This is a genomic window from Nocardia jiangxiensis NBRC 101359, from assembly GCF_000308615.1.
GTDB classification, from domain to species: domain Bacteria; phylum Actinomycetota; class Actinomycetes; order Mycobacteriales; family Mycobacteriaceae; genus Nocardia; species Nocardia jiangxiensis.
Map to the genome: position 1 here is coordinate 125,124 of NZ_BAGB01000173.1, position 22,969 is coordinate 148,092.

Sequence of the window (22,969 nt, forward strand, 5' to 3'; positions counted from 1 at the left end):
TCCATGACCAACCACGACCTGATCATCCGCAATGTGCGCGTAGTCCGTCCCGGGGTGGAAGACACCCCGCTCGCGGATATCGCGGTGAGCGACGGGAAGGTCACCGAAGTCGGTCCGGACCTGGATGTCTCTTCGGCCCGTGAGGTCGTGGACGGTGGCGGCAAGCTGGCCTTTCCCGGCGTGGTCGACGCGCACCAGCACTGGGGCATCTACAACCCGCTCGACGAGGACACCCGCACCGAGAGCCGCGCCTGCGCGCAGGGCGGGGTCACCACCTCGCTGACGTACATGCGCACCGGGCAGTACTACCTCAACCGGGGTGGCGACTACTCGGAGGTGTTCCCCGAGGTGCTCGCCGCGTCCGAGGGAAAGTCCTTCGTGGACTATGCGTTTCACCTCGCTCCCATGCAGTCCTCGCATATCGCGGAGATCCCGGAGCTGATCAGCGAGCACGGCGTGAGCTCGTTCAAGATCTTCATGTTCTACGGCAGCCACGGTCTGCACGGCGCATCCAACGACCAGAACTCGTTCCTGATGATTCCCGAGGGCGAGCGCTACGACATCGCCCACTTCGAATTCGTCATGCGCGGGGTGCAGGCGGCGCGCGAGCGTTTCCCGGAGATCGCCGACTCGATCTCGCTGTCGCTGCACTGTGAGACGGCCGAGATCATGACCGCGTACACGAAGATCGTGCAGCAGGAAGGCAAGCTGTCCGGGCTCGAGGCGTACAGCGCGTCGCGGCCGCCGCATTCGGAGGGCCTCGCGGTCACCATCGCCTCCTATCTCGCGCACGAGACGCAGCTGCCGAATATCAACCTGCTGCACCTGTCTTCGGCCAAGGCGCTCGAGGCGGCCATGCTGATGGCGAAAACCTTTCCGCACGTGGACTTCCGGCGCGAGGTCACGATCGGGCACCTGCTCACCGACATCACCACCGCGGACGGCATCGGCGGGAAGGTCAATCCGCCGCTGCGCCCGCGGGCCGATGTCGAGGCGCTGTGGGAGCATCTGCTCGCCGGTGACATCAGCTGGGTGGTCTCGGACCACGCGTGCTGCAAGGAGGCCACCAAGTTCGGCGACGATCCGGCGGACATCTTCGCCGCCAAGTCCGGATTCGGCGGCACCGAATATCTGCTCGCCGGTCTGGTCGGTGAGGGCCGCAAGCGCGGTCTGTCGATGCGACAGGTCGCGGAGCTGACCGCGTGGAACCCCGCGCAACGCTACGGCCTGCACACCAAGGGCGATATCGCGCCCGGTTTCGATGCCGACATCGCCCTGGTCGATCCGGACCGTTCGTGGACCGTTCGGCCCGAGGACTCCGAATCCACCCAGGAATACAGCCCGTTCCGCGGCCTCGAGGTCGGCTCCACGGTGACCGACACCTTCCTGCGCGGTGCGCGAATCTTCGCCGACGGCAAGGTGATCGGTCAGCCCACGGGCCGCTACGTGCGTCGTCCGGCCACCCGCTGACGCTGTGATGTCCCGGGTCCGGACGTTCGTGAGGGGATGTCCGGCCCCGGGCGTCATTCGGCGGTCGCGGACACCTCGGCCATCGGCATGGCGAACGCAGCACGGCGGAAATGGCCTGGGGCAACACCGTACTCGCGGCGGAACGCATTGGAGAAGGAGAATTCGGTCGAGTATCCGACCTCACGTGCGATCGTGGCCAGCGAAGCGTCGGTCTCCCGGAGCAACCGGGCACCGCACCCGAGCCGCCAGCTGATCAGGTAACTCATCGGCGGCTGGCCGACAAGTGCGGTGAACCGTCGGCTGAACGCGGTGCGGGGCAGCCCCGCGACATCGCTGAGCCTGCCGACAGTCCACTGGTGCTGCGGGTGCTCGTGGATCTGCCGCAGCGCGGCGGCGATTGCGGGATCGTCCGTGCCCGGCGCACTGCCGTGCTGCTCGTGCCACTGCCGCAGCACCAGGACCAGGATCAGGTCCAGCAGCGATCGCAGCGTCGCCCCGCTACCCGGCCGTGCTCGGCCCACCTCCGCCTCGAGTATCGCGACCAGCGCCCGCATCTCGGGGTACCGATCGTAATCCGGTGACACCGCGATGAGGTCGGGTAGCGCGCGCAGGTACTGAGGCGCGTAACCGTGCTCCAGTCGGTAAGCGCCGCACAGGAACTCGAAGTCGCACGGCCCCGGCGCGGGCGGGATCGGACCCATCGCCGAGGGCGGCAGGTCGGCCAGCGCTCGTCGGGTCCGGGCGAATCCGTGCTGGGCGCCGGACGAGGTGAGCACGATGTCGCCCGGCCGCAGCGGAACGGGCGGCCGGTCCTCGGTGATCAGCCAGCAGGTGCCCCGCAACATGATGTGGAACCCACTGCCCGCGAAGGCGGGGAACCTGAGTCCCCGAGGGTCCGAATGCCTGATCACGCGACTACCCACGCTGCCGACCCGAACCATGCGGATGACCTCGCTCATCAGGTCCATACGGCCGATTTTAGCCAGCCCCGCCGCGCACAGCCGCGTATGTACCGAGGTCGCTCGCGTATGGCCTGCCTGGCTAGTGGCTGGTTGGGTTGAAACCGTGATCGATGACGCGACAGGGGATGAAATCGGTGCGGTCCTGCGGACCAACGCCGACAAGACCGAGCAGGGCGGGCGGCCCGCGGCGGAAAGCCTGGAAGCGCTGCGTGGCGGCGGCTTGTTCGGGCTGCGGACACCGAGCGAATACGGCGGTGGGTGGGCGAGCGTGGAAACAGTCGCCCGGTGCCTGACCCGGCTGGGCCGAGCGTGTCCGTCCAGCGCGTGGGTGGCCGGGACCTGCCTGACCGCCAAGAACATCGCCGTGCGGAACCACCTGGAGGGGGACCTCTTCGCAGACCCGGATGCATTGTGGTGTGGATCGGGAATTCCAGGGGGACAGGGTGAACGGGGGGTTGGCGGGGTACGGATCAGCGGCCGCTGGCCGAACGTGTCCGGCTGCGAGGACGCCGTCTGGGCGTTGCTCGGCGTGGTCGTGGACGGCGTGTTCTCCTTCGCCGTCGTCCCCGTGGCCGATCTCGCCGTCGAGCGAACCTGGCACATGGCCGGCATGTGCGGCACGGGCAGCCAGACCGTGGTCGCCGACGATCTCCTCGTGCCGGCCGAGCGGGTCGCGACGGCCGCGCCCTTCACGACCGCGGACCTGATGTTGTACTCGATGACGGTGCTGAGCCCGGTGGTGGGCGCGACGCTGGGCGCGCTGGATGCGGTCGGCGCGATGTTCGCCTCGGACCGCAAGCCGTTCATGACCACCTACACCCGGATGGGTGAGTCAGCAGGCGCCCGGCAGTGGCTGGCGGAGGCCACTCACCTGGTGCACCGCGCCGAGACCACCATGCTCGCGGTCGCCCACGACACCGACACGACCGAACTGTCGGAGAACGACAGCCCTCGCCTGCACATGGACCTCGCCGACGCCGCCCGCACCTGCCGATCCGCCATGGAACGCATGCTCGACCTGCACGGCGCGAGCGGCTTCGACACGGCGAACGCGCTACAGCGGTACTGGCGGGACGTCGCCGTCGGCAGCCGCCATCCCCACCTGAATCCTTATCTGGCAGTCGAGCGGTACGGGACAGCCCTGACCGTCTGACACGGTGCTTCGGAATCTGGTGCGCAGATGGGCATTTCGGCCGCGCGACCGGGCGAGGCTGCTTCACTTGGTGGCCGAGGACGCACACGCTCCGGTTCCCTGGGCACGGTATTGCGGCGGTAGTCGATTTCTGGGACGGTGTGCTTTGTATCACATCGACTGTAGTTCTCGGCGTCGACGTTCGCGTCGGCACGTTCAATCCGCAGAGGAGTTCGTGTGAGTAGTTCCTACACCTTCCCGGCCGTCGAGACTCTCGCCCCGGCTCCGCCTCGGACCGCGTACCTGATCGCCAGCGGTGATCTGCGTCCTGCGGCGAACGAGATGGGGTGGCCCACCCAGGTCGAGTTGGAGCGGATCGTGACCGAGGCGTTCGGTGGGTTCGGCTGGAATGTCGTGCGCGGCAACGAGATCGATCCGGGTACCGGACACGGGTTCATCAGCGGTCAGCGGATGGGGCTGGACGTGTTCGCGACCATTCCGTCCGATGCGCCGTTGATCGTTGCCGAGGCCGTGTGGCAGTACAGCCATCATGTGCTGGCGGGCCTGCGCACGCACGAGGGGCCGATCCTGACGGTGGCGAACTTCGCGGGCAAGTGGCCGGGGCTGGTCGGATTGCTCAATCTCAATGCCGGACTTACCAAGATGGGCAAACCGTATTCGACGATCTGGACGATCGACGGCACCGACGAGTGGTTCCGGGACGGGATCGGCAGCTGGATCGAGACCGGAACGATCGTGCACGACGCATCGCACGTCCGTCCGCTGCCAGCCTTGGCTGAGAGTGCCGAGCGTGATCTCGGCGTCGCGCTGGCGCGACAACTGTTGCGGGACAAGGCCATCATCGGAATCTTCGACGAGGGCTGCATGGGCATGTACAACGCCATCTTCGACGACGAGGTGCTGAACAGGATCGGCATCTACAAGGAACGGCTGTCGCAGAGCGCGCTGTGGGCCGAGATGCTCACCGTGGGTGACGAGGAGGCCGCGGGGATCGGGCGTTGGCTGCTCGATGCGGGGATGACCTTCAAGATCGGCACCGATCCGCGCACCGAGTTGACGCAGGATCAGTTGGATCTGCAGTACAAGATGTACATTGCGGCACTGCGGATCGCGGACGACTTCGGTCTCGATGCGGTCGGGATCCAGTATCAGCAGGGGCTGAAGGATCTCGCTCCGGCCTCGGATCTGGTCGAGGGGCTGATGAACAATGTCGAGCGTCCGCCGGTGCGCAGTCGTGACGGGCAGCGTGTGCTGTGGGAAGGCCGTGCGATACCGAATTTCAACGAGGTCGACGAGGGAGTCGCGGTCGACTCGCTGGTGACCAACCGGGTGTGGACGGCCATGGGGCTGGACCCGGCCACCACTCTGCACGACATCCGCTGGGGTGAGGATTACGACGGGCAGTTCGTCTGGGTTCTGGAGATCTCCGGTTCGGTGCCACCGTCGCATTTCGCGAACGGTTACGCCGACGCCGAGGGCTGGCGTCAGGGGCCGATGTTCTTCCCGGCCGGTGGGTCCACGATCAACGGCATCTCCAAACCGGGTGAAATCGTCTGGTCGCGTGTGTATCTCGCGGACGGGCGGCTCAATGTCGACATCGGTCGCGGGACCGTGGTCGAGCTTCCGCGGGAGGAGAGTCTGCGGCGCAAGAACGCGACCAATCCCGAGTGGCCGATCATGAATGCGGTGCTGCACGGGGTGTCCCGGGATCAGTTCATGGCGCGGCACAAGGCGAATCACGCGAACGTGGTCTACGCACCCGATGCCGATACCGCGGACAAGGCGCTGCTGGCCAAGGCGGCGTGCTTCGACGCGCTGGGAATCGCCGTGCACCTCTGTGGCACAACGGCTTTGACGACGGGCTGAGCACGGCCTTCGCCGTGCGGGCAGATCGCCCGCGCGCACCTACCCGGGTGCGAGGGCCGTTGTGCGTCACCGGAGTTCGGTGTGGACGGGGCTCGCCGGTCGGCGGTGGTCGTCGAGGGCGGTACTATGCGGGCCGCTGTCCGCTCTCGACGATCACCCGCTGCGGCCGGGCAGCCCGAGTGCATCGATGCGAGGCTTGTGGTGTTGAGTTTGACCAGCGACGCGCTGCTCTACACGGTCGTCGTCACGGCTGTGGTGGCAGTGGGCGTCACCCTGGTGGGATGGAACCGATTGCGCGGGCCCCGCGCGGTGCGGTGGCTGACCCGGCTGTCGATGATCGTGTGCTGTCAGTGTGCCGCAGTGGTTTCCGTCGCGGTGTGGGTGAACGATGCCAACGGTCTGTACACCTCGTGGAACGACCTGCTGGGCCGCACACAGATGCCCACGGTGACGGCCGCCGATGCCACCGAGGAAGCGCCGGTGACCTTCCGGGCTCTCGGTGACCGGGTGGCCGAAACCGACTATCAGGGGCCCGAATCCGGGCTCACCGGCGAGGTATTGGTCTGGACGCCACCACAATACGATCAGGCCGCCTACCGAGACCACCGGTTCCCGGTGATCGTGCTGCTGCACGGCGTGCCGGGCAGCCCGCTGGCATGGGTCCGGGGTGGCCGCGCCCCCGAACTGCTCGGGGCGCTGATGCGGGACGGGACGCTGCCGCCCGCGGTGCTGGTCATGCCGCGCATCAACCCGGGCAGCAACACCGACTGCATCAACGTTCCCGGCGGTGCGCAGACCGCGACCTGGCTGGTGCGCGACGTGCCGCGAATGATCCAGCGGCAGTTCCGGGTTCGCGCCGATGCGAAGGGCTGGGCGCTGGCCGGTGACTCCACCGGCGGTTACTGCGCGGCGAAACTGCCGCTGCAATACCCGAAGGTCTTCGCCACCGGACTCGCACTGAGCCCCGACGACTTTCACGGTGATCCCGCCGTCATCGATGATCCGGCGCTGCGCTCGGCCAACGATCCGACTCAGCTGGCCGCCCGCGGCGCAGCCGTATCCATCATGGTGGCCACCAGCGTCAACGATCCGTCCAGCAGCCCCGACAACTCACGAGCCCTGTTCGAGGCCGCACGCGCACCCACCCGGGTCGCGGCCCCGCTCATCCTCCGCGAGGGCGGCCACAACTGGGGCACCTGGCAAGCCATGTACCCCACTGTTTTCGGCTGGCTCGGCCCGCACCTGAGGCCGTCCGCCGACGAGCCGCTCATGAAACAGGCGACGAACGCCGCCCACGAGAACGCGAACTATCTGTGTCCCACCGGTATGCAATGCCCTGGTACCCGTTGACCGAGCACCGAGCACCGGTCTCGGTCCGTCGCGGCAGGGGCCACCGCGCGCGAGTAGTGCCGCCGACAATCGGTGGTGCCCCTAGGAGCGTTGTACCGCCTCGGAACTCGCGAACTGCCGAGGTTGGGCCTGAGGGAGTTTGCGCAGGGTGAATGCCAGGATCAGCACCCCCAGCACGAGTGCGCCGACGTAGATCGTCACGCCCGACCAGCCGTGCGCGCCGTAGGCCAGGCCGCCGAGGGACCCGCCGACGCTCGAGCCGAGATAGTAGCAGAACAGGTAGACCGCGGGACCCTGCACGTTCAGGGTCGCCGCGCGCGGGCCGACCCAGCCGCTGGCCACCGAGTGGGCCGCGAAGAATCCGGCCGTGGTGACGATGAGCCCGATCACCACGAACACGATGTTCGACGGGAACATCAGGGCGACGCCCGCGAGCGTGATCAGCGCGGTGACAGGCAGCATGCGTGGTCGGCCGAGCACGTCGACCAGGCGACCGGCGACGGTGGAGGACACCGATCCGGCCAGATACACCACGAAGATCAACCCGACGATGACCGGCGCCAGCGCGAACGGCGGGCTCAGCAGCCGGAAGCCCAGGTAGTTGTACACCGTCACGAAGCAGCCCATCAGCAGGAACCCGCAGGCGAACAGGCGGATCAGACCGGAGTCGGTGAAGGAGCGGCCCACCGCCCCGGCCAGATGTCGCACGCGCGGGGGGCTCGGGACGAAGTTCGCCGACGGCACGATATTGATCCGGAACACCACCGCGCACAGCAGCGCGAGGACACCGACCACCGCCAGCGCCCACCGCCAATTCGACAGGTCCAGTACGAAACTCGCGATCAGGCGGCCCGCCATCCCGCCGATGCCGTTGCCCGCGATGTACAGGCCCATCGCGAAACCCAGTGAGCGGCGGTCGATCTCCTCGGCCAGATAGGACATCGCGGTGGCCTGCAGTCCGGCCAGGGCCAGACCTTGCAGGGCGCGCAGGACCAGCAGTATCGCGAAGCTCGGGCTGAATGCCTGGGCGATCCCCAGGACCGCGGCGGCGAACAGGGAGGCGGTCATCATGGACGTCCGCCCGACCACTCCCGACAGCGCCGTCAGCGGGATCACCCCCACGGCCAGCCCGGCCGTTCCCAGCGATACGGCCAGGCTCGACGCGGCCGGGGTCAATCGGAACTGGGTGCTCAGCGCGGGCAGCAGCGCCTGCACACAGTAGAGCGTGGTGAAAGTCGCCAGCCCGGACGCGAACAGCGCCAGGGTGATGCGGCGGAAACCGGAGGTGCCGTGCAGATGCCGAAGCGCGGTGGGCTGGGGAGGCGTACTTCTCACGTGTATTGACCGTAAGCAGTGGCATATTATTCGTCCAATACGTAAAAATCCCTTCAATCATCCATTGGTGGATTATTTTGCTGGATGACGCACTGACCACGAACCTGGTGGCCCTGGCACCGCGCCTCGCGCTGCTGGAGGCCCTGGTCGATGAGAGCAACCTCACCCGCGCGGCCGCGCTGGTGGGCGTCCCGCAGCCCACCGCGAGCCGCTGGCTCACCGAACTGACCGAGAATCTGGGCACGCCGGTGGTCAGCCGGATCGGCCGGGGTATCCGGCTGACCCACGCTGGACAGCAGTTGGCCGAATCCGCTCGACGAGCGGCGGGCGAGCTGCGGCTGGGTCTGCGGGCCGCGCTGTCCGAGGCCGATCCGGAGCGGGGGCACGTCTCGCTGGCTTTCCTGCACACCATGGGCGGTGTGCGCGTCCCGGAGCTGCTGGCCGGATTCCGCGCCGCGCATCCCGGCGTCCGGTTCACCCTCGTGCAGGGCGCGAGCGAGGACCTGTTGCAGCGGTTGAGCATGGGTGAGGCGGATCTGGTCCTCACCGCGCCGCTGCCGGTCGAGGATCCCGGTTTCGCTACCTCCGGGATCGCGAAACAGCCGCTGGTTGCTGTGGTCCCGACGGGGCATCCGCTCGCCTCCCGCGCGCGCGTCGGGCTCACCGAACTCGCCGAATCGGAATTCGTCTCGCTCAAGCCGGGTTTCGGCCTGCGCCGCATCATCGATGATCTGTTCGTCCAGGCGGGCTGCACACCGCGGGTCTCGTTCGAAGGGGAGGAGGCGGATACGCTGCGCGGCATGGTGGCGGCGCATCTCGGTGTGGCGATCCTGCCGGAGTCCGAGCCGCTGCCGAACCCGGGCACCGTCGAGATACCGCTGCACCCACCGGCTTTCCGGGAGATCGGCCTGGTTTGGTCGGCGGATCGTGCGCTGCCGCCGGCGGTGCGCATGTTCCGCGATTACGCCGAGGGTTCGGCCGACCGCAGCTGAGATCGTTGCAGCACCGTGTGCTCCGCGGATGCACAGCGCGACAGGGCTTCTCGGATCGTTCGGCCGCTGCCCCTCGGACGCGTTGTGGCACGGCGCATTCTACGGGACGACGGGCCGGTGACCGTTGTGAGTGACACCAACACCACCGGCACCCGGCAGGGAATGGGGTCAATTGTCGAGCGATGCGGATGCGGGCGGGGGACCTGACGTTAGGTTCGAACAAATCTCGGGTCGATCACTCCCCGCTGCCGGTGCGGTGTGCCGGGGAGGAGATGAGGCGACAATGGTGTCACGGTGGGGAATTCGCTCGGCCTCCGGTCGCGGGGTGGCAGGCCGAGCCGGTGTGCTGGCATGTGTGATGGTCCTGGTCGCGGGCGGGGCCTGGGGTCTGCGGGCCGCGTCCGCGTCGCCGGTCGGCTCGGGACCGGCCGCGTGGACGGCCACCGCGGACGCGCCGCAGCGCTACCCCGACGTGCACATCGACTGGGATGTGCCGATTCGGATGAGCGACGGAGTGGTGTTGAAGGCCAACATCTATCGCCCGATGGACGCCGCCGGGCGCATCGTGTCGGACCCGTTGCCGACCGTGGTGAATCTGACGCCGTACACGAAACTCGTGACCAATCTGATCGATTCGGCGATGGCGGTGCCGAAACTGCAACCGCTCGCGGTCCAGCTGGCCCGGTCGATCGATCTGACCGGCACGCCGATCAGCGGCTTCGGCGATCTGGTGCACGCCGTCAGCGGCGGCGCGATCACGATCTTCGGAGTGGATCGCAACCTCATCCGCGGCGGCTACACGATGGTGGTGGCCGATGTGCGCGGAACCGGGTTCTCCCAGGGAGATTGGAACACCCTCTGCGCGCGTGAACAATTGGACACCCGCGAGGTGATCGATTGGTCCGCGCACCAGCCCTGGTCGAACGGCAAGGTCGGCATGAGCGGCATGTCGTATTCGGGCATCAACCAGTTGCAGGCCGCCGAGAACGCACCCGGGCCGTTGAAGGCCATCTTCCCGGTCGAACCGGGCAGCGATCTGGTCCGCGACGTGGTCGCACCGGGCGGCGGTCTGGGGACCACGTTCATGCCGCTGTGGTTGTCGCTGGTCGATGCGCTCAAACTCGTTCCGGACGTGCGGTCCATGGTGACCGGGACCTTCGATTGGAAATGGCTCTCGGACCGGGTGGCCGATCCACTCACCATGTTCGACGCACTGCTGGCGGCGCTGACCGTGCCGACGGTCGACGCGGTGCCTCCGACGCTGGCCACTCTCCTGCACTCCGATTCGCCGTTCCGCCAAGGCGTCCTGGGGCATCCGGAGCGAATCACGGTGCCGACGTTCGTCTACGACGGATGGCACGACATCTTCGCCAACAGCGCCGCGAACATCTACAACGCCATTCCGTTGCCCGCGGGCGAGAAACAGTTCCTGATGGGCGACACCTACCACATGAATCCCGGCTCGGGCACCGGAATGCCCGGTGGGCCACCACGATTGGATGTTCTGCAGCGAGCGTGGTTCGACCACTGGCTCAAAGGCGTCGACAACGGCATCACCTCGTACGGTCCGGTCACGATGCGCCAGCAGGGCGGCGGCTGGGTGACCAGCAGCGGGTTCCCGGAGCCGGGTACGGAATATCGGCGGGTGTATCTGTCGGCGACACCCAGCGGGACCGCACCCGCCACCGTGCACGACGGCTCGCTGACCTCGACCGTGCCGGGCCGCGACCGGCTCACCGTGGCACCCGGCCTGACCAATGCGTGCTCGCGCGATGCCGCACAGGGTTCGATGGGTATCAGCGCCGTACTCGACCTGTGCGCCAAGGACAATCGAGTCGCCGAGACGAACGGCCTGACCTTCACCAGCCCGCCGGTCGCGGCCCCGACGGTGATCTCCGGCCCGATCAACGTCCACCTCAACACCGTGCAGGACACCACCGACGGATACTGGGACGTCACCGTCGACGACGTGGCCCCGGACGGCACCTCGACCGTCCTGACCACCGGCCAGTTGATCGCCTCACTGCGTGCGATCGACGACGCCAAGAGCCTGCGCTCACCCGACGGCGACCACACCCAGCCCTACAACCTGCTCACCCTCGACAGCCTGCGCCCCACAGTGCCGGGCCAACCGACCCCGCTCGATATCGCCGTCATCCCCACCGATGCGGTGCTCCAGCCCGGCCACCGCCTCCGCATCGACGTATTCGCCGGAAACTTCCCCAAATCCCTGGCCCTACGCCCCCTGCTCAACAACACTCAACTCGCACCCCAACACCTCGACCTGGACCCCGCCGCCCCCAGCTTCGTCAACCTCCCCACAAACACGCCGATCCCGTAGTAGCGATCGATTACGAACTGGCGCAGCATGTTTCATGCCTGCAGCGAGGTCCGATCGCATCCGCAGTCGTCCGGAGGACCGCTACCGCGCTAGCAACCGGCTCAGTGGCTCGAGCCGCTCTCCAGAAATTCTCGGATAAAGCAGAGGGGACAGATGGGGTCGAAGGGAGCTGTCGTATGGGTTCGACCGGTGAGTTCCGGACTCGCTGTCGTTCCGCTCGTGGCCGCCGCCATGGCGGGTTGGAGAACCAGCGCCAGAGCGATCGCTCCGGCGGCAACGACCTTCGACACGACACGACGCACGAGATCCTCCATTCCGGGTGGGATGGGCGCTCAGGATATCAAGGCTGCACCACTCTGTGGCATTGTCTAGTGACCGACGGATTCTGCCTCTGCGGTGGGGAGTGTTCGATAGTCCTCGTTGTCGGCGAGTTCGCAGATCCGAGTGTCCGGGGTGCCGATGAATCCGGCCCGAGCGATGGTTTCGCGCAGGGCGGGATCGGCGAGGAAGTTCTCCGCTGCGGTTTTATCGGGGAATTCCGTCAGCACTGTGACGTCGTCGCCGATTCGGTAGATGCGATGGCCGGTCGCGCCGTGTGCGCGGCGGTTGTCCTGATGTCCGGCGAAGACCGCGCGCCAGATGTCGAAGTCGCGCACGCGGTGTCGGGTGATGAGGGTGGTCACGGGTGATCGCTCCGGGAGTTCACGCGTGGCTGGCGGCGGTCGGGTGGGTGGTGGGGGCTCGATGTCCGAGCCGTTCGCGTTTGGTCCGCAGATAGTGCAGATTGTCCGCGGTCGGGGTGGTGTGGATCGGAGTCGTGCGCGGGACGGTGATGCCGAACGAAGCGAGTGCGGATTCCTTGTGCGGGTTGTTCGTCATCAGGTTGATCGAGCGAATATTCAGTGCGGCAAGGACTTTCGCTGCCGTGGTGTAGTCGCGTGCGTCGACGGGCAGGCCGAGGGCGGTGTTGGCGTCGACGGTGTCGTAGCCGTGTTCCTGGAGGTGGTAGGCGCGCAGCTTCTGCATCAGCCCGATCCCGCGGCCCTCGTGGCCGCGCAGGTAGATCACCGCACCGGCCCCGACTCGCGCGATCTCGGCCAGGGCCTGGTCGAGCTGGGGGCCGCAGTCGCAGCGGTGTGAGCCGAAGATGTCTCCGGTGAGGCATTCGGAGTGCACTCGCACCAGTACGTCGTCGCGGTCGGCGAGATCGCCGAGGGTCAGGGCCAGATGTTCGGCGCCGTCGTCCGCGGTGACGGCGGTGGCCTCGAACACCCCGTGCGGGGTGGGCAGGCGGATGGCGGGGCCGGTGGTCAGCGGCGCCTGCCATCGGCGGTAGCGCACGAGATCGGCGATGGCCAGCCGGTGCAGGTGGTGCGTGGTGCAGAACTCGTCGAGATCGGCGCCGCGAGCCATGGTTCCGTCGTCGTTGACGATCTCGCAGATCGCCCCGGCAGGCCGCATACCGGCCATCGCGACCAGGTCGGTCGCCGCCTCGGTGTGCCCGGCGCGTTCGAGGACTCCGCCGGGCCGCGCCCGGAGCGGGAACACGTGTCCCGGGCGGGTCAGCTGGTCGGGACGAGAGTCGCCGGCGGCGAGCAGCCGGATCGTGCGGGCGCGGTCCGCGGCCGAGATCCCCGTGCTCACACCGTCTTTCGCATCTACGCTGATCGCGTACGCGGTGCCCTTGGGATCCTGGTTGTCCGCGCACATGGGCGGCAGCCGCAGCGCGTCGAGCCGGTCACCCGGCATCGGCACGCACAGCACCCCGGATCCGTGCCGCACCGTGAAGGCCACCAGTTCCGGTGTCGCGCATTCGGCGGCGAAGATCAGATCGCCCTCGTTCTCCCGGTCGTGATCGTCCACGACCACGACCGCGCGTCCGGCGGCGATGTCGGCGAGCGCGCGCTCGACCTCGGCGGCGAACGGCGCCGACGCGGGCGGCACCGGACGAAATACCTTCTCGCTCACAGTGTCTCCTCGCTCACCGTCATCGGCGCGGCGACCGTCCCGGCGGACTCGGTGAACCTTTTCCCGGCCGTCGATCCGGTGCTGCGGCGCAGACCGGGAAGCCGATAGGTGAGCAGGTAGACGACCGAGGCCACCGCGAAGCCGACGACATAGGTCAGATCACCCCAGCCGGGATGGTGGACGCTCACCCAGCCCTGGTAGAAGGACAGATTCCAGAACGGAACCGAGGCGATCACACCGGCGACCCAGGCGACGAAACCCCATTCCAGCATGCGTGTCTCGTCGTACAGTTCGCCGATGCGGGCCTTGTCCTTGCGGCCGCCGGCGAAGTAGTCCAACAGCAGGGCCGCACCGAACGGTGCGATCAGATACGCGCCCAGGAACAGGAAGTTCTTGAATTTCGCCTCGAAGCCCGCGTCTGCCCACAGGCTGATGATGTACGAGATGACGCAGATGGCGATGACTGCGGTACGGCGGCTCACCGGAATCCGCAGTGTCTGAATGGAAATCGCGCCGCCGTAGACGTTGAGGAAGTTCTGCGAGAATGAGGAGAGCATGACTACGATCAGCGCCACCGGGGCCCACGATCCGGTCAGCCGGGCCAGTGCGTCGATCGGCTGCTCACCCGATACCGCCGATCCGCCCAGTACGGCGCCGGCGATGCCCAGCCAGCTCAGCGTGATGAAATTGCCTGCCACCGTGTAGACCCCGGCGCGCTTGGCGGTGCGGTCGTCGTCGGGCAGATACCGCGAATAGTCCGATGCGAAGGGCCACCAGGCGATCAGGAACGACAGGAAGAAACCCGCGAAGGTGATCCAGCCACCGGCTCCGCCGATGTAGAAGCGCGCGTGCGGATTCGCGTGGAAGCCGACCGTCGTGCTGTGGGTGATCGAGACGACGGTGATCATGACGAATCCGAGGAACAGCACGACCGACAGGATCTTCTGCAGGAAGTGGATCATGTTGTACCCGAACACGGCCACCACCAGCTGAATGCTGACCAGCACCAGAGCCGAGAGCCAGAACGGGACGGCCGGCGCGAGCCGGTGGATGGCCTGCGCGCCGAGGATGATCGTCACCGCCGCCCAGCCGATCCCGGCGAAGATGTTGATGTATGCCACGGGAACGAAGTTGCCGAAGAAACCCAGCGGCCCGCGCGACTGGATCTGCTGCGGCACGCCCAGGCGAGCGCCCATCTGGGACAGGATGCCCATCACGGCAGCGCCCAGCAGGGAGCCGAGCACGATCGCCGTCACCGCCGCGGTCAGCGACAGTCCGTAGCCGACGGCCGAGAATCCGAGCACCATGATCGGGAAGTTCATGCCCGCGGCGAACCAGATGGAGAACTGCGAACGCGGTGTGCCGTGCCGTTCGACGTCGGGGATGTGGTCGACACCGTACGGCTCGATCGCGGCGACCTTGCTGCGATACCGTCGGTCTTCGGTGTCCGAGGACGGGGTCTGGGGCATGGAAACCTCCGGAAATGCCACCTGATGTGGCAGAGAACGAGTGAAATCTGTTGGGCGGGTGGTGGATTGCCTGATCAAGGGAGCGGGGTGAGCGCCCCGCCGTCATAGAATCCGCCGGAGCTGTAGACCATCGGCGCCTGTTCGCCGACCTCGGCGTGTACGACGCGGCAGATGAACACCGTATGGGTGAGGGTCTGGAGCCGTTCGCGGATCTCGGTCTCCATCCGCGCACTGCTCAAGTCGATCAGCGGGCTGCCGAACGGGCCGGGCCGCCAGGCGAGGTCGCGGAACTTGTCGTCGGATTTGCCGGCGAACGTCGCGGCGACCGGGCCCTGGGCCGCGGACAGGATGTTGATCGCGAGGTGATCGGCGCGGAACAGGCAGTCGTGCGTGTTCGAGGTGCGCTGTACGCAGACCATCACGGTCGGCGGGGTCGGGGAGATACTGGCGAATGCGTTGACCGCCAAGCCTTTCGGGGTGCCACCGTCCAGGGCGGTGATCACGGTGACGCCGGTGACGAACTTGCGGTTGACCTGCTTCATCAGGTCGATGTCGGCCGTGGGCTGCGATAGCTGCGACATGGTGTGAACTCCAGGTTGTTGCGGTGGATTCAGTCCTGGCCGAGGCTGATGATGCCCAGCGCGGACAGCAGTGTGCGGGGATCCCACGTCACGAACTCCTCGGTGATGCGGTCGTCCTCGAAACGGGCGAACGTCGCCCCGCTGACCTCGACGCGTCGGCCGGTGGTGGGGATGCCCAGGAATTCCCCGGTATGGCTGCCCGTGCTGTGCCAGCGGATCGCCGCGGAGTCCTGTTCCAGCACGATGTCGTCGATCGTGGTGGTCAGATCGGGGAATGCGGCGCGGGTGGTCAGGACCGAGGCTTTGAAGGTGTCGCGATCCTGCGCCGGGCCGTGGGCGCCGTGGCGCTGGTATCGCGGACTCAGCAGCGCGTCGAACGCGTCGAGGTCCCCGCGGTCCCAGGCGTGGTGCCACGCGTTCGCGATGAGCGCGCGCCGGGCGGTGTGGTCGGTCATGGTGTGCTGCTCCTGCGGATTCCGGGTGTTGTACCGGCCAGAGCGGACCGGCGCGCCGATCGCTCTGGCCGGGTGCTCGATGTGACGTGGCCCGTTCCCACGGCCGGGCGGCGGTGTGGCAACCGATGGCTCGACGCGGGGGAGGGGTTCGCCGAGCGACCCTCTCGCCGCTCTGCCATGCAAGCGATTATTAGGCGCGTCACATTCCGGTGTCAATGGGTTCGTGGCACACAGTTGCTTCGATCGGCCAGGAATGGCGGGGTAAGTGTGCATTACCTGTGTTTATGTGGCCTATTGTGGTCGCCTCGGCACCTTGGAGGTGCTGTCGATGACGGCCTCTTGACCAAAACGACACCCCGCTCTACTGTTCCTTGTATGCAAGCGTCCAATGGTGGCGGGGCCCACATCGAGATCCGGAAGCTATCGCTGTATCGCGAGGAGACCCTGACCGAGGCGGGCCGCCCGCCCGTCCGTCCGGCATTCCGCGCCAGCGTCGCGGCCGTGGTGTCCAACCCGTGGGTGGGTACCCCGGCCACCACCGACCTGTCCGCGGCCGCCATCGCGATGGCGCCCCGGCTCGCGAAGGTGTTGACCGACAAGCTGATCGAGGCGCTCGGCGGGGTGGATCGGATCGAGGCGTTCGGCAAGGCCGCCATCGTCGGCACCGCCGGGGAGATCGAGCACGGCGGCGCGTTGATCCACACCCCGTATTTCGGAAATCTCGTCCGGGAGTTCCTGCGGGGCGAGTCGATCATCTGCTTCGCCGACGCTCGCGCGGACGCGGGCGAGACGCTCGTCGTACCGCTCTGGCACAAGGAACACGCCGCGACCCGGAGCCACTACCAGACCGTGAGCACCCGGATCCCCGACGCTCCCCGTGCCGACGAGATCGTCGTCATCGCCGCCGCGTCGACCGGGCCGCGCCCGCACCCGCGCATCGGCGACCGCACCACCGACCCCGCAGTCACCGCCCAGAAATTGGAGGAAGTCCGTTCATGAACGTCCGCAAGATCGTCACCGTCGTCGAGGAGATCCTGACCGAGGGCGGCCGGGCCGTCGCACCGGCCGCGCGTGTCGCCGTCGTCGCCGCCGTCATCGAGAACCCCTGGGCCGGACAGGGTTTCGTGGAAGATCTGAGCATCGGAATCGACGACAACGCCGCACCGCTGGGCGAGCTGCTGGCGCCCCGGGTCGTCGAGGCGCTGGGCGCCGAGCCGCAGGCGTACGGCAAGGCCGCCATCGTGGGGCTGAACGGGGAGATCGAGCACGGTTCGGGCCTGATCCACACCCTGAAGTTCGGTGACCACTTCCGCAAGGCGGCCAACGCCACCACCCTGCTTCCGGCGGTGGAGAAGCGCGGCCCAGCCGGAATCGTGTTCGACATCCCGCTCAAGCACATCACCGACGCCACCATCCGTTCGCACCATCAGACGCTGGAGGTGCGCATCGCCGACGCGCCGCATCCGGACGAGATCGTGATCGCGCTGGCCGCCGCCGCGCAGGGACGTCCGCAGCAGCGCCTCGCGCCGCTGACCACCGAGCAGTAGTCATGAGCAAGCCAGCCATGGTGCTGCTGCACGGCGTCGGGCTCGATCACACGGTCTGGGAGCAGGTCGCCGACCTGCTCGCCGACCGCTACACGGTGATCACTCCCGACCTGCCGGGGCACGGCGCGCGTCCGCCCGCGCCTGCGGGCACCACACTCGCCGACCTCTCTGAGGGGGTGGTCGGCGAGATTCCGCCGGGTTCGCATCTGGTGGGCTTCTCGCTCGGCGCGCTCGTCGCGCAGTACCTCGCACTGCACCGGCCCGGCCTGGCGGCCACGCTGACCTCGGTGAGTTCGGTCTGCCGGCGCACCGAGGCCGAGCGTGCGGCCGTGCTGTCCCGGTTGCAGACCGCGCAGACCGACTTCGAGGCGAGTACCGCCGCATCCATCGGCCGGTGGTACGAGGGCACCGAGGTCGGCCTCGAATGGGTCCGGCGAACGCGAGAGATGTTGGCGGGCAACGATATCGCTTCGTTCGTGCACTGCTACCACGTCTTCGCGACCGCGGACGCCGAACTCGCCCCCGCACTCGGCGGCATCACCGTTCCGGCATTGGCCGTCACCGGCGGTCAGGACCCCGGCTCCACCCCGGAGATGACGCACCGCCTGGCCTCGGCACTGCCCGACTGCCGCGAGGTGATCATCCCGAACGCACGGCACATGCTTCCCGTCGAGCGCCCGCGGGAGCTCGTCGATGCCATCACCACTTTCATCGGAGAGCACGTACATGTCTGATCTCGACCAATTGCAGCACTTCATCGGCGGCGAGCCGGTGGCACCCGAATCCGGCGAGTACTTCGCGAGCACCAACCCGGCCAACCGCGAGACGCTGTACCAGGCGGCGCGCGGCAATTCGGCGGATATCCAGCGCGCCGTCGCCGCGGCGCGGGCGGCGTTCGAGGACCCGCGGTGGCGCGATCTGAGCCAGACCCGGCGTGGTCGTCTGCTGCGCCGCCTGGGCGACCTCATCGGTGAGAACGCCGAGGAACTCGCCCGCATGGAAGTGCTCGACAACGGAAAACTGTTGCGCGAGATGCGAGGTCAGCTCGGCACCGTTCCGGAGTACTACTATTACTACGCCGGTCTGGCCGACAAGATCCACGGCGAGGTCGTCCCGGCCTCGGATCGCCGAGTGCTGAACTACACCCTGCGCGAGCCGCTCGGCGTGGTGGGTGCGATCACCCCGTGGAACTCCCCGCTGACCCTGACCACCAGCAAGCTGGCGCCCGCGCTCGCGGTCGGTAACACGGTGGTCGTCAAACCGTCGGAATACACCTCGCGAACCGCGTTGCGCCTGGCCGAACTCGCGCTGGAAGCGGGCTTTCCCGAAGGTGTGGTCAACGTCGTGACCGGATTCGGTGCCGAAGCCGGCCAGGCCCTGGTCGATCACCCGGACCTGGCGAAGATCTCGTTCACCGGCAGCACGGCCACCGGGGCGCGGATCGCCGCGGCGACCGCACGGCGGTTCATCGGGTCCACGCTCGAACTCGGCGGCAAGTCGCCCAATATCGTGTTCGAGGACGCGAACGTGGCCAATGCCGCGATGGGCGTGGTCGCGGGCATCTTCGCCGCGGCCGGGCAGACCTGCATCGCGGGCAGCCGCGTCTTCGCCCAGCGCGCGGTCTACGACGAACTGCTCGAACGAGTCACCGAGCGCGCGAAGACGATTCGGATCGGCGACCCGCTCGACGCGGAGACCGAACTCGGGCCGCTGGCCTTCGAGGATCAGCGCGACAAGGTCGCCGGGTACGTCGACCTCGGTCGGAGCGAGGGCGCGCGGGTACTCACCGGCGGACGGGCCAGCGACGGCGGGCTCGGCGGCTACTTCTACGAGCCCACGATCCTGGTGGACGTGCACAACGACATGCGCGTGGTGCGCGAGGAGATCTTCGGCCCGGTCGTGGCGATCATGCCGTTCGACACCGAGGACGAGGTGGTCCGGCTCGCCAACGACACCGACTACGGCCTGGCCGCGGGCGTGTGGACGGCGAATCTTGCTCGGGCGCACCGGATGGCGGCGCGACTGGACGCGGGCACCGTCTGGGTGAACACCTACCGCGCGATGTCGCCGATGTCGCCGCGCCAGGGATTCAAGAGCAGCGGCGTCGGCATCGAGCACGGCACCGAGACGGTCAAGGAGTACACGCGCTTGAAGAGCGTCTGGATCAACACGAGCGAGGATCCCGTCGCGGACCCGTTCACCATGCGGAGCTGAGGAGAGACAGCCATGAGATTTTCGTTGTTCGCGCATATGGAGCGCTGGGACGAGAACGTCACGCACCGTGAGCTTTTCGAGAATCTGGCCGAGCTCGCCCTGATGGCCGAAGCCGGTGGGTTCGAGACCGTGTGGATCGGTGAGCACCACGCGATGGAGTACACGATCTCGCCGAGCCCGATGCCGCTGCTGGCCTATCTGGCCGGGCAGACCTCGACCATCCGGCTCGGAGCGGGCACGATCATCGCGCCGTTCTGGAATCCGATCCGTGCGGCGGGCGAATGCGCGCTGCTGGACGTGATCAGCAACGGGCGGATGGAGGTGGGCATCGCCCGCGGCGCCTACCAGATCGAATTCGACCGTCTGGCAGGCGGATTGCGTGCCACCGACGGCGGAAAGCACCTGCGCGAGCTGGTGCCCGCGGTGCGCGCGCTATGGCAGGGCGACTATGCCCACGACGGCGACATCTGGCAGTTCCCGACCGCGACCAGTGTGCCCAAGCCGGTGCAGCAGCCGACGCCGCCGATGTGGATCGCCGCGCGTGATCCGGACTCGCACGACTTCGCCGTCGCGCAGGGCTGCAACGTCATGGTGACGCCGCTGATGAAGGGCGACGAGGAGGTCGCGGACCTCAAGCGCAAGTTCGACACCGCCGTGACGAACCACCCCGAGGTGCCCCAGCCGCAGATCATGGTGCTGCGGCACACCTACGTGCATCCGGCCGACGATCCGGACGGCTGGCGTCCCGCGGCGGAGGGGATCCAGAAGTTCTATCGGACCTTCGACGCGTGGTTCGGGAACAAGACCGTCCCGGACAACGGCTTCCTGGAGCCGAGTCCGGTGTCGAAATTCGCCGACAGGCCGGAATTCGCACCCGAATCGCTGCACAAGACCGCGATGATCGGCACACCGGAAGAGGTGATCGATCGGCTGCGGTACTACCAGGAACTCGGCATCGACGAATTCAGCTTCTGGACCGACAACACGCTCTCGCACGAGCAGAAGCGCAAGTCGCTCGAGCTGTTCATCAACGAAGTGGTCCCGGCGTTCCGCTGAGGTCGTGGGAAGGATCCGCACCATGCAAGCATCCGGTCGCCGGAACGCCGAGCCGTTCGCGGCCGGCGGCCGGGTGTGTGGTGATCACGTTGTGCGCGCGCAGGACTCGGCGCGTCATCGCGCCGAGTCCGCCGCTGTGGCCGTCCCGCCACGTACCGTACCGTTGACATGCAAGATACATATGAGACCGCCGAGGGGGTCATGATGGTCGCCGCATCGCGAAGAATCGATACGAGCAATTTCCAGGAACGCGCGGCCGACGGGCTGCGCGAGATGATCATCTCCGGCGAACTCGCTCCCGGACAACCACTGTCCGAGATCACCCTGGCCGAGATATTCGGGATCAGCCGCACACCTATCCGCGAAGCACTCAAGCAGTTGCAGATCGAGGGGCTGGTGGAGATCCGTCCGCGGATCGGCACCTTCGTCACCGTGCCGTCCCGGCGCGAAATCAACGAGCTGTTCGAGATGAAACAGCTGCTCGAGGGTGGCGCCGCCCGGCTGATGGCCGCCCGCGGCGACGTTCCCGAACTGACCGCGATGAAGGCGAACGTCGGCGCCGCCGACGCCGCCGTCGAGGCCGGGGACGTCGAACGCTACGCCCAGCTGGTGCACGAGTTCCACGAGATCCTCATCGCGGGCGCCGACAACGGCAAACTGGCCACCCACTATCGGCTGCTGATGAACCAGCTGGCCTACGGGCGTCTGGTGAAAACCTCACTCGGCCAACCTGGCCGCTCCATCGAATCCGAACACGAACACCACACCGTGCTCGAGCTGATCATCGCCAAGGACGGCATCGGCGCGGAGAACTGCATGCGCCGGCACGTCCACGCCAGCCAGCAGGCCCTGATGTCCCAACTCGAAACCTGGCCGCCGCCACTGCCGCAGCCCACACCCTGATCCGCGCGCCGCGGTGATTGGCTCATCCGAGTGCCGGTGCCGATCGCGTCTGCGCTGCTGGGCCGAATTGCGAGGTCACCGCGTGGCTGTGAGTCGGTGGTCGATGTCTTCGGCGTGGCTGGAGCGCGGATCTGCTCACAGTGGATCGAGCCGGGCTCGTAGTAGGCAGAACTCGTTGCCTTCGGGGTCTGCGAGGACGTGCCAGGGCTCCTGGCCGGTCTGGCCGATATCGGCTCGGCGCGCCCCCAGATGCAGCAGGCGTTCGAGTTCGGCGGCCAGGCGGATCGGTGGTCTCCGCCAGGTTCACGTTTCATAGAGAGTTCGGAATATGTTGCTGCTCAGCCGATTCGGCAGATGATCTCGCTGCAAGCGGCCGTGGCATACTGGCGACATGCCGGAGTACGACGAATTCGGAATGTTCCAGGACAACGCCGCCGAGGCGGGGCTGACGTGGTCCGGGCCGCCCGTGGTGCGGCGTCGGGCGGCGCAGATCGCGTCGGGGCGGCAGGTGAGCGCACTGCAGTGGGGAGAAGGGGAGCCCGAGTTGGTGCTGCTGCATGGCGGCGCCCAGAACGCGCACACCTGGGACACCGTGGCGCTGGCGCTGAATCGTCCGCTGCTCGCGGTGGATCTACCCGGGCACGGTCATTCGGATTGGTGGCCCGACCACGATTACACCCCGGAGCGGCTCGCCGACGCCGTCGCCGAGGCTTGTGCGGTGCTGGCTCCGGACGCGCGAACCGTCGTCGGCATGTCGCTGGGCGGTCTCACGGCGCTGCGTCTCGCGGCCCGGCATCCGGCGGAGGTGTCGCGGCTGATCGTCGTGGACGTCACTCCCGGCGCAGGGGACGCTCCCGGCAAGACTGCCGCTATCACCGCATTCGTCCACGGACCCGAGGATTTCGCGAGCTTCGAGGAGATCCTCGAGCGGACCGTCACTCACAATCCGGGCCGTTCGGTGTCGTCGCTGCGGCGTGGTGTGCTGCACAATGCGCGCCCGCGTCCGGACGGCCGCTGGGAGTGGCGCTACGACCGGCTGCGCCCCAGCGCCGACGCCCGATTCGACTTCAGCGGTCTCTGGGATGACCTGTCCACCCTGCGGATTCCGCTGCTGCTGGTGCGGGGTTCGCGCTCGCCGGTGGTCGACGACGCCGACGTCGCGGAATTCTGCCGCCGCCAACCCGACGCGCAAGTGATCACCGTCGAGGACGCGGGCCATTCCATCCAAGGTGACCGCCCGGTCGAACTGGCCGGAATCATCGACCAATTCGGCTGAGCCCGAACCGATCTCGCCTCACACCAGATGC

At 67.5% G+C, this 22,969-nt stretch carries 20 protein-coding genes and 1 pseudogene; 13 read left to right on the top strand and 8 right to left on the bottom strand.

Annotation, left to right across the window (positions count from 1 at the left end):
* The first annotated feature begins 3 nt into the window (after nucleotides 1-3).
* A complete protein-coding gene (locus ON40_RS46090) occupies nucleotides 4-1,470 on the top strand; it encodes a dihydroorotase (protein WP_040832268.1) in 1,467 nt (488 codons plus the stop codon).
* A 53-nt stretch (nucleotides 1,471-1,523) separates the two neighbouring features.
* Here the strand turns inward: ON40_RS46090 and ON40_RS46095 are convergent, their stop codons facing one another.
* Entirely contained in the window at nucleotides 1,524-2,438 is a 915-nt protein-coding gene (locus ON40_RS46095; protein ID WP_040832269.1) for an AraC family transcriptional regulator, read from the bottom strand.
* Nucleotides 2,439-2,535: 97 nt separating this feature from the next.
* Here ON40_RS46095 and ON40_RS46100 point away from each other — a divergent pair, with 97 nt between their 5' ends.
* From ON40_RS46100 to ON40_RS46110, 3 genes are all read left to right on the top strand, one after another.
* Nucleotides 2,536-3,585, top strand: coding sequence for an acyl-CoA dehydrogenase family protein (locus ON40_RS46100; protein WP_218009001.1), 1,050 nt, complete (start codon nucleotides 2,536-2,538; stop codon nucleotides 3,583-3,585).
* Nucleotides 3,586-3,801: 216 nt separating this feature from the next.
* Nucleotides 3,802-5,451: a fucose isomerase gene (locus ON40_RS46105; RefSeq protein WP_040832270.1), complete on the top strand. Its 1,650-nt coding sequence runs from the start codon at nucleotides 3,802-3,804 to the stop codon at nucleotides 5,449-5,451.
* A gap of 204 nt (nucleotides 5,452-5,655) precedes the next feature.
* A complete protein-coding gene (locus tag ON40_RS46110) occupies nucleotides 5,656-6,801 on the top strand; it encodes an alpha/beta hydrolase (RefSeq protein WP_218009002.1) in 1,146 nt (381 codons plus the stop codon).
* 81 nt (nucleotides 6,802-6,882) lie between these two features.
* Here ON40_RS46110 and ON40_RS46115 read toward each other — a convergent pair whose 3' ends face one another.
* The gene (locus tag ON40_RS46115; RefSeq protein ID WP_040832271.1) at nucleotides 6,883-8,136 is read right to left on the bottom strand and encodes an MFS transporter; all 1,254 of its coding nucleotides are present in this window, start codon (nucleotides 8,134-8,136) and stop codon (nucleotides 6,883-6,885) included.
* Nucleotides 8,137-8,213: 77 nt separating this feature from the next.
* Between ON40_RS46115 and ON40_RS46120 the strand changes: the two genes are divergently transcribed.
* Nucleotides 8,214-9,128, top strand: coding sequence for a LysR family transcriptional regulator (locus tag ON40_RS46120; protein WP_174435128.1), 915 nt, complete (start codon nucleotides 8,214-8,216; stop codon nucleotides 9,126-9,128).
* 283 nt (nucleotides 9,129-9,411) lie between these two features.
* Nucleotides 9,412-11,469 carry a CocE/NonD family hydrolase gene (locus ON40_RS46125; protein WP_083896443.1) on the top strand — a complete coding sequence of 686 codons (2,058 nt, stop codon included), beginning with the start codon at nucleotides 9,412-9,414 and terminating at the stop codon, nucleotides 11,467-11,469.
* Between the two features lie 368 nt (nucleotides 11,470-11,837).
* Here ON40_RS46125 and ON40_RS46130 read toward each other — a convergent pair whose 3' ends face one another.
* The 5 genes from ON40_RS46130 to ON40_RS46150 form a co-directional block, all read right to left on the bottom strand.
* A complete protein-coding gene (locus ON40_RS46130; protein ID WP_040832272.1) occupies nucleotides 11,838-12,152 on the bottom strand; it encodes a hypothetical protein in 315 nt (104 codons plus the stop codon).
* Nucleotides 12,153-12,171: 19 nt separating this feature from the next.
* Nucleotides 12,172-13,437 carry a bifunctional 3,4-dihydroxy-2-butanone-4-phosphate synthase/GTP cyclohydrolase II gene (locus tag ON40_RS46135; protein WP_245568286.1) on the bottom strand — a complete coding sequence of 422 codons (1,266 nt, stop codon included), beginning with the start codon at nucleotides 13,435-13,437 and terminating at the stop codon, nucleotides 12,172-12,174.
* Entirely contained in the window at nucleotides 13,434-14,906 is a 1,473-nt protein-coding gene (locus tag ON40_RS46140; RefSeq protein WP_051194607.1) for a purine-cytosine permease family protein, read from the bottom strand. Before ON40_RS46140 ends, ON40_RS46135 begins: the two co-directional genes overlap by 4 nt.
* A 74-nt stretch (nucleotides 14,907-14,980) precedes the next feature.
* On the bottom strand, nucleotides 14,981-15,487 hold the full coding sequence (locus ON40_RS46145; RefSeq protein ID WP_040832273.1) for a flavin reductase family protein: 507 nt from the start codon (nucleotides 15,485-15,487) through the stop codon (nucleotides 14,981-14,983).
* 29 nt (nucleotides 15,488-15,516) lie between these two features.
* Nucleotides 15,517-15,942, bottom strand: coding sequence for an ester cyclase (locus tag ON40_RS46150; protein ID WP_040832274.1), 426 nt, complete (start codon nucleotides 15,940-15,942; stop codon nucleotides 15,517-15,519).
* Nucleotides 15,943-16,317: 375 nt separating this feature from the next.
* Between ON40_RS46150 and ON40_RS46155 the strand changes: the two genes are divergently transcribed.
* The 6 genes from ON40_RS46155 to ON40_RS46180 all read left to right on the top strand — a co-directional run bounded on the left by ON40_RS46155 (nucleotide 16,318) and on the right by ON40_RS46180 (nucleotide 21,662).
* The gene (locus tag ON40_RS46155) at nucleotides 16,318-16,941 is read left to right on the top strand and encodes an amino acid synthesis family protein (RefSeq protein ID WP_040832275.1); all 624 of its coding nucleotides are present in this window, start codon (nucleotides 16,318-16,320) and stop codon (nucleotides 16,939-16,941) included.
* Nucleotides 16,938-17,489, top strand: coding sequence for an amino acid synthesis family protein (locus tag ON40_RS46160; protein ID WP_040832276.1), 552 nt, complete (start codon nucleotides 16,938-16,940; stop codon nucleotides 17,487-17,489). The genes ON40_RS46155 and ON40_RS46160 overlap by 4 nt, the downstream gene beginning before the upstream one ends.
* Nucleotides 17,490-17,491: 2 nt before the next feature.
* Complete coding sequence (locus ON40_RS46165) at nucleotides 17,492-18,223, top strand: alpha/beta fold hydrolase (RefSeq protein WP_040832277.1); 732 nt, start codon at nucleotides 17,492-17,494, stop codon at nucleotides 18,221-18,223.
* Nucleotides 18,216-19,703: an aldehyde dehydrogenase gene (locus tag ON40_RS46170; protein ID WP_040832278.1), complete on the top strand. Its 1,488-nt coding sequence runs from the start codon at nucleotides 18,216-18,218 to the stop codon at nucleotides 19,701-19,703. Before ON40_RS46165 ends, ON40_RS46170 begins: the two co-directional genes overlap by 8 nt.
* Before the next feature lie 12 nt (nucleotides 19,704-19,715).
* Nucleotides 19,716-20,759, top strand: a complete 1,044-nt coding sequence (locus ON40_RS46175) for an LLM class flavin-dependent oxidoreductase (protein WP_040832279.1) — start codon at nucleotides 19,716-19,718, stop codon at nucleotides 20,757-20,759.
* A gap of 168 nt (nucleotides 20,760-20,927) precedes the next feature.
* Nucleotides 20,928-21,662, top strand: a complete 735-nt coding sequence (locus tag ON40_RS46180) for a GntR family transcriptional regulator (RefSeq protein ID WP_245568287.1) — start codon at nucleotides 20,928-20,930, stop codon at nucleotides 21,660-21,662.
* A 135-nt stretch (nucleotides 21,663-21,797) separates the two neighbouring features.
* Here the strand turns inward: ON40_RS46180 and ON40_RS51020 are convergent.
* Nucleotides 21,798-21,935 (bottom strand): annotated as a pseudogene (locus tag ON40_RS51020) (VOC family protein); the annotation flags it as partial.
* A gap of 118 nt (nucleotides 21,936-22,053) precedes the next feature.
* Here ON40_RS51020 and ON40_RS46185 point away from each other — a divergent pair.
* Nucleotides 22,054-22,938, top strand: coding sequence for an alpha/beta fold hydrolase (locus ON40_RS46185; RefSeq protein WP_040832280.1), 885 nt, complete (start codon nucleotides 22,054-22,056; stop codon nucleotides 22,936-22,938).
* The last annotated feature ends 31 nt before the right edge of the window (nucleotides 22,939-22,969 follow it).

Coding starts and splice junctions, on each gene's coding strand:
- ON40_RS46090 (WP_040832268.1), top strand. CDS start 4: ATGACCAACCACGACCTGATCATCCGCAATGTGCGCGTAGTCCGTCCC.
- ON40_RS46095 (WP_040832269.1), bottom strand. CDS start 2,438: ATGGACCTGATGAGCGAGGTCATCCGCATGGTTCGGGTCGGCAGCGTG.
- ON40_RS46125 (WP_083896443.1), top strand. CDS start 9,412: ATGGTGTCACGGTGGGGAATTCGCTCGGCCTCCGGTCGCGGGGTGGCA.
- ON40_RS46140 (WP_051194607.1), bottom strand. CDS start 14,906: ATGCCCCAGACCCCGTCCTCGGACACCGAAGACCGACGGTATCGCAGC.
- ON40_RS46145 (WP_040832273.1), bottom strand. CDS start 15,487: ATGTCGCAGCTATCGCAGCCCACGGCCGACATCGACCTGATGAAGCAG.
- ON40_RS46150 (WP_040832274.1), bottom strand. CDS start 15,942: ATGACCGACCACACCGCCCGGCGCGCGCTCATCGCGAACGCGTGGCAC.
- ON40_RS46155 (WP_040832275.1), top strand. CDS start 16,318: ATGCAAGCGTCCAATGGTGGCGGGGCCCACATCGAGATCCGGAAGCTA.
- ON40_RS46160 (WP_040832276.1), top strand. CDS start 16,938: ATGAACGTCCGCAAGATCGTCACCGTCGTCGAGGAGATCCTGACCGAG.
- ON40_RS46165 (WP_040832277.1), top strand. CDS start 17,492: ATGAGCAAGCCAGCCATGGTGCTGCTGCACGGCGTCGGGCTCGATCAC.
- ON40_RS46170 (WP_040832278.1), top strand. CDS start 18,216: ATGTCTGATCTCGACCAATTGCAGCACTTCATCGGCGGCGAGCCGGTG.
- ON40_RS46175 (WP_040832279.1), top strand. CDS start 19,716: ATGAGATTTTCGTTGTTCGCGCATATGGAGCGCTGGGACGAGAACGTC.
- ON40_RS46180 (WP_245568287.1), top strand. CDS start 20,928: ATGCAAGATACATATGAGACCGCCGAGGGGGTCATGATGGTCGCCGCA.
- ON40_RS46185 (WP_040832280.1), top strand. CDS start 22,054: ATGCCGGAGTACGACGAATTCGGAATGTTCCAGGACAACGCCGCCGAG.